5 protein-coding genes are annotated in these 5,829 nt (G+C 43.1%); 2 read left to right on the top strand and 3 right to left on the bottom strand.

Translation table 11 applies throughout. The features are described 5' to 3' along the window. On the top strand, positions 1-447 hold a 447-nt coding region (locus tag HMPREF9074_RS01750; RefSeq protein ID WP_034539512.1), incomplete at its 5' end, for an RNA polymerase sigma factor. 44 nt (positions 448-491) lie between these two features. On the opposite strand, the gene HMPREF9074_RS01745 is transcribed toward HMPREF9074_RS01750, so the two are convergent. From HMPREF9074_RS01745 to HMPREF9074_RS01735, 3 genes are all read right to left on the bottom strand, one after another. Beyond that, on the bottom strand, positions 492-1,853 hold the full coding sequence (locus tag HMPREF9074_RS01745; RefSeq protein WP_009388706.1) for a suppressor of fused domain protein: 1,362 nt from the start codon (positions 1,851-1,853) through the stop codon (positions 492-494). Positions 1,854-1,953: 100 nt separating this feature from the next. Then, on the bottom strand, positions 1,954-3,225 hold the full coding sequence (locus HMPREF9074_RS01740; RefSeq protein WP_009388705.1) for an adenylosuccinate synthase: 1,272 nt from the start codon (positions 3,223-3,225) through the stop codon (positions 1,954-1,956). Positions 3,226-3,234: 9 nt separating this feature from the next. Continuing rightward, on the bottom strand, positions 3,235-3,717 hold the full coding sequence (locus HMPREF9074_RS01735) for a Fur family transcriptional regulator (RefSeq protein ID WP_034539532.1): 483 nt from the start codon (positions 3,715-3,717) through the stop codon (positions 3,235-3,237). A gap of 425 nt (positions 3,718-4,142) precedes the next feature. On the opposite strand from HMPREF9074_RS01735, the gene HMPREF9074_RS01730 reads away from it, so the two are divergent. Then, positions 4,143-5,829, top strand: a 1,687-nt coding sequence (locus tag HMPREF9074_RS01730; protein ID WP_034539510.1) for an ATP-dependent DNA helicase, incomplete at its 3' end; no start/stop codon positions are given.

The raw sequence follows: 5,829 nt of genomic DNA, 5'->3' as shown, positions 1-5,829 counted from the left end.
CTTAAGCGCGTAGGTAGTGAAGCAGAGGCTGAAGACATCACGGTGCAGACTTTTGCTCGTGCTTTTGACAAGATTAGTTCGTTTGATGAGCAATACTCTTTTCGCACTTGGCTTATCACTATTTCTAAAAATATTCATATCGACTTACTTAGGCGGCAGAGTGAACCCATACTGCACTTAGATACAGAAGAAAAAGAATCTAAACGCATAGCAGATGAGTCGCCTACTATAGAAGATAGCTTGATAATGGAACAACAGTTTGACTATCTCCTTAAATGCATTAAGCAGCTGAAAGACCCTTACCGAACGGCTATACAGTTGCGCTATCTGCAAGAGAAGAGTTATAAAGAGATAGCCGAAGAGATGAGCAGTACTATGAGCAATGTGAAAATAACCCTGCTGCGGGCTAAGAAAATATTAGCAGAAATACTAAAAAGAAACCGATGAGAGCAAGCTCTCATCGGTTTCTTTTTTTTGCTTAAAGTTGTTGTTTATTCTAAGGCTACATTCTTGCGGTGAATGTCTATTACTTCAGTGATATTGTTATCGTCTAACAACTCTAAAAGCGTATCAACCCCTTCTTCTAATTTTAACTCCATTTCTTCTGGATAAATAGGTATTAGCGCGTAGAAATTGATAAGCGTACCATCTTTGGTCTCCAACCTCAGAAACTCTTCTGGAGCTGAAAGATAAGGTGGCATCAGCAAGATGCAACCAAACTCGGTATTAGCGATAGGCTCAGCGTATTCGCCATTAGGGATAGTGTGCCCCTCGGCCATCCACGTTTTGTACTGATGTGGGAAACGCGCTATCATCTTTAGGAAATACACAGGCCAATAATTATCATTATCTTTGAAAGCTTCATCGCTTATTTGCCAGTCAGCGGGGAGATAGACCATTAGCTCGGCGTGACTGTAACTATTAGGGTCGTCTAAACCTTCGGGCAGGTACATAGGGTAGTCGCTCATACCAGTGGTGAAAAGCACGTGATAAGGGTGCTCAGCCGTTGGCTTTATCCAATGCACATCGATATGCACATACTCTGATACAATTTCGTGAAATACGCTATCTACTGTGCCGATATACTTCTCGAAATGCTCGCAAATCTCATCCATATACACACAGCTGCGGTCTGGAATAACGAAGTCGCTTTGGTCTTTTTCAGAATAGTTATATACGTTAGAGCCGCCTTCTGACACATAGTCGGGGGTAGGGGCAAAGATATTAGACATAACGTTCTCTTCATCAAAAACAAAACTATCGACTAACGAATGCAAATCGGGGTCGTAATAGATAAGATTCTCTTCTAAATCATCATTAATGGACTCAAGCCATTCGCTTATAGACTCGTTGAGTATATCCATAAAAGAATCTTCTATAGAATCTACAGAAAGTTCTAACTCGCCTATTTGCCCTACAATTCCTTTTTTATCGGGGTCTAGGTCAATGAAGATGTAGCGCACCCCATCGGTGAGGAAAGGCAACCATTTAGGATTGTAAAACTGGTTTTTTATCACCCCATCCCAATACATATCGATAGCTTCTTCTTCGTCAAACTTGAGGTCTTGCCAGTTGGGTACTTTCTCTAAATGTTGTAGCCACTGCTGTTGGGCTTCTTTTATCTCGCTCAGAGGGAGAAAGCGCAATTCATCTATAAAAAAGACATCGTTGTTACCTTTCTTTTGTCCGTTGAATGTCTGGTATAATTGGCGTACATCTGGAGGTAGAGTTACCCCCATTTCGCGCTCAAACTCGGCTACTTGTGCATCATCAGCCCCCTTATTGAGTGTGGCAATTAGGGGAGTGGCAGTATCGAGTATGGTGTCTAAAAATTTTCTAACTGTCTTTTCCATAGCTTTACGATAGTATTGTACTCCCGCAAATGTACAACAATTTCAATAAAAAACAAATAAAAAAGCGTAATATTTTTTATTATTACGCTTTTTTAATGTTTTATCTTGTGATGGTTTGGGTTCTATCTGGGCCTACCGACACTACTTTGATAGGTATTTCTAATTCTTTTTCTAAGAAATCTACATAGTCTGTCAGTTCTTTAGGTAGCTGTGCATAGTCTTTAATATCGGTGAGGTTTTGATGCCACCCTTTGAGTTCAGTATAGACAGGGGTGACATTTTGCTCTTCTATATTATAAGGTAAATGCTTGATTTCCTTTCCTTTATAAAGATATGAAGTACATACTTTTAGCGTATCGAATCCGCTGAGTACGTCGGCTTTCATCATTACCAATTGGGTAACGCCGCTCACTTGTACGGCATATTTAAGAGCTACCAAATCGAGCCAGCCACAACGACGACGACGACCGGTAGTAGCCCCAAACTCGCGCCCTACTTGGGTCATTGTTTCGCCTGCCTCATCAAAGAGTTCGGTAGGGAAAGGACCACTACCTACGCGGGTGGTGTAGGCTTTGAAGATGCCTATCACTTCGCCTATGCTGCGAGGCGCTACCCCTAAGCCGGTACAAGCACCAGCAGCGGTAGTGTTAGACGAGGTAACGAATGGATAAGTACCAAAGTCGATGTCTAACAACGAACCTTGCGCTCCTTCGGCTAATATTTTCTTTCCTTGTTTTAGGGCTTGGTACAGATACTCTTCGCTGTCGATGAGCTGGAAGCCTTTGAGCACTTTCACAGCCTCGAAAAACTCAGCTTCTAATTCCTTTAGGTTGTATTGTATATCTACTTTATAGTTAGCGAGCATCTCTTCGTGCTTGTCGGTAAGGTTGCGATAACGCACCTCGAAATCGTCTAACTCTATATCGCCTACGCGCAAGCCGTTGCGCCCTGTTTTATCCATATAGGTAGGGCCTATACCTTTGAGGGTAGAGCCTATTTTGGCTTTCCCTTTAGAGGCTTCGGAAGCGGCATCGAGGAGGCGGTGAGTAGGCAGGATAAGGTGTGCCTTGCGCGAGATGAGCAAGTTGTCTTTGAGGGGCACATTGTAAGGAGCGAGCCCATCAATTTCTTTTTTGAAGATGATAGGGTCTATCACCACGCCATTGCCTATGATGTTGATAGAAGTAGGGTGGAAGATACCCGATGGGATGGTGTGTAGCACGTGCTTAATGCCGTTGAACTCAAGGGTATGCCCTGCGTTAGGGCCTCCTTGAAAGCGCGCTATAATATCATAACCTTGTGTGAGTACGTCTACAATTTTTCCTTTACCTTCGTCTCCCCACTGAAGACCTAATAATAAATCTACTGCCATTTTTTACGCTTATTTTTCGTGAGTATTACTCTCTTCTTGGTTTTCTTTTTTTCTGCGTGTTCCGTAGAAGTAAAGAGAGTGGTGAGTGATATCGATGTCGAACACGTCTTCTATAGTTTTCTGAATAGTTTGTATGCGGGGGTCGCAAAACTCTACGATTTCGCCTGTATCGGTAAGAATCACGTGGTCGTGCTGCTTATCGAAGTAAGATTTTTCGTAATAGGCTTGGTTTTGCCCGAATTGGTGTTTGCGCACCAAACCGCATTCAAGTAGCAGCTCCATAGTGTTATAGAGGGTGGCGCGGCTAACTCTGTATTTTTTGTTTTTCATATTCACATAGAGGGTCTCTATGTCGAAGTGGTCATTAAACTCGTAAATTTCCTTTAGAATAGCATAACGCTCAGGGGTTTTTCTGTGGGCGTTGTCTTCCAAATATTTGGTAAGGACTTTCTTTACTATTTCTAAACTTTCTTCTGTAGCGGGTTTATTCATATTGAATTTATTTTGAGAGGCAAAGATAATTATTTTTTTATTAGCGACCAAAAAAATTAGCAAATTTGTCGATTTGTCGATTTGCCAATTTGCCAATTTGTCGATTTGCCCATTAGCAAAGATAAACATCCCCCCGTCCCCCTTCAAAGGGGGAGATGCGAAGGTCAGTGTACACGAAAAAAAATCTGTTTTTTTGTATATAGGTTAGATATTTATGATTTGTTACATACTCGGCTGCGCCAGCTCGTCGATTTTTTTTCGCTTATCCTATATCGTTCCTATATCGTTCCTATATTGTTCCTATATCTAAAGTAAAGGGAAGGTATATACAGAAAATTTTTCTGATAAGGAAGATTAAGGCAAAAAATCAAAATTATTTTGTATCTTTGCAACAAAAAGCTGCTGACTGAAATTGCTAATGATTTATGACCGAATATATACTCACCCTTATAAGCCAAACTAACCGGAATATATTCCTCACCGGTAAAGCCGGTACCGGCAAAACTACTCTCCTACGCAAGATTATCGCGACCACCTACAAAAATACGGTAGTAGCAGCCCCTACGGGTATTGCTGCTCTTAATGCAGGAGGCGTTACTATTCACTCGCTTTTTCAACTTCCTTTTGCGTCTTTCCTGCCTACACAGTCAGCACCGCCTATCGTAAATGAGCATCTTCGTTTTGAAAACCGCGTTTCGCTGCGCAAACACTTCCAAATGCATAAAAACAAGCAGCAACTTATTCGGAATATGGAGCTGCTCATCGTAGATGAGGTGAGTATGCTGCGCGCCGATGTGTTAGATGCGATGGACTATATGTTGCAGTTCATACGCCGCAATCACGAGCCTTTTGGAGGGGTGCAGGTGCTTTTTATAGGCGACCTAATGCAGTTACCCCCTGTGGTGAAGCAGGAGGAGTGGGAGGTGCTCAAACAATATTATAAGGGGATGTACTTCTTTCAATCGGAGGTGATTACCAAGTATCCACTGCTGTATGTAGAACTCGAAACGATATATAGGCAGACAGATAAGCTATTCGTTTCTATATTGAATCACTTGCGCGAAAACAAACTCACTGAAGAAGACCTACAGCTGCTACAGCCTTATGTGAAGCCTGCATTTGCTAAGCAAAGCAAAGGCGAATACGTAACCCTCACTACCCATAATGCCAAAGCCGATACGATGAACCAGCACGCTATGCAGCAGCTTCGCACACCAGCGTTTGCTTATGAGGCTGAGGTAATAGGCGACTTCCCTGACTATCTGTATCCTACCGATAAGGTGATACAGCTGAAAGAAGGAGCAAGGGTGATGTTTATCAAGAACGACCCATCGGGCGAGCATCTGTTTTTCAATGGCAAAATGGGGACGGTGCTATCGCTAACAGAGGACAGTGTAGAGGTGCTGTTAGACGGGGGGCAGCCTATCAATGTAGAGCGTTATGTATGGGAGAACTTGCGCTTTAGGCTCAACGAAACGACTAAAGATATAGAAGAAGAGAAGTTAGGTACTTTTACCCAGTATCCGCTGCGTTTGGCGTGGGCTATCACCATACATAAGAGTCAGGGACTTACTTTTGAGAAAGCGGCTCTTGACCTCGGTAGCGTGTTTGCTTCAGGACAAGCCTATGTGGCTTTTTCGCGTTTGCGCTCTCTCGACGGTTTGGTGTTGCTTTCGTCGGTGGCGCAAAACGGTATTGATAATGATGAGGAGGTGATAGACTACGCGGTGAATAAAGCTGATGAAAGTCAAGTGCAGCAAGCCTGCGAAGAGGGTAAGAGCGAGTTCTTGCAACAGACGATACTGCAGACTTTTGACTGGCGTATTTTAGCAGATGAGTGGGCGCAACACTGTAGTAGCTATATGGGTGAGATAGGGGCTAAAAGTCAGTACAAAGAGTGGGCGAATAAGACAGCCGCCAAGGTGAGAGAAGTAACAGAGGTAGCTGCGAAGTTTAGCAAGCAGTTGGTGGGTTATTTCGGCAGTGGGGCTCCCCTTGACTATATCTTTGAGCGCATAGAGAAAGCGGTGCCTTATTTTAGTCCTTTACTATCGGATATATGGGGAGAAGTGCTGTATGTGCAAGCTAAGATTGCCAATCAGAAGAAGGTGA

Source organism: Capnocytophaga sp. oral taxon 329 str. F0087, from assembly GCF_000213295.2.
In the GTDB taxonomy this organism is placed as follows: domain Bacteria; phylum Bacteroidota; class Bacteroidia; order Flavobacteriales; family Flavobacteriaceae; genus Capnocytophaga; species Capnocytophaga leadbetteri_A.
The sequence above is the reverse complement of the archived record's forward strand: the minus strand, read 5'-3'. Positions and strand labels throughout refer to the sequence as shown.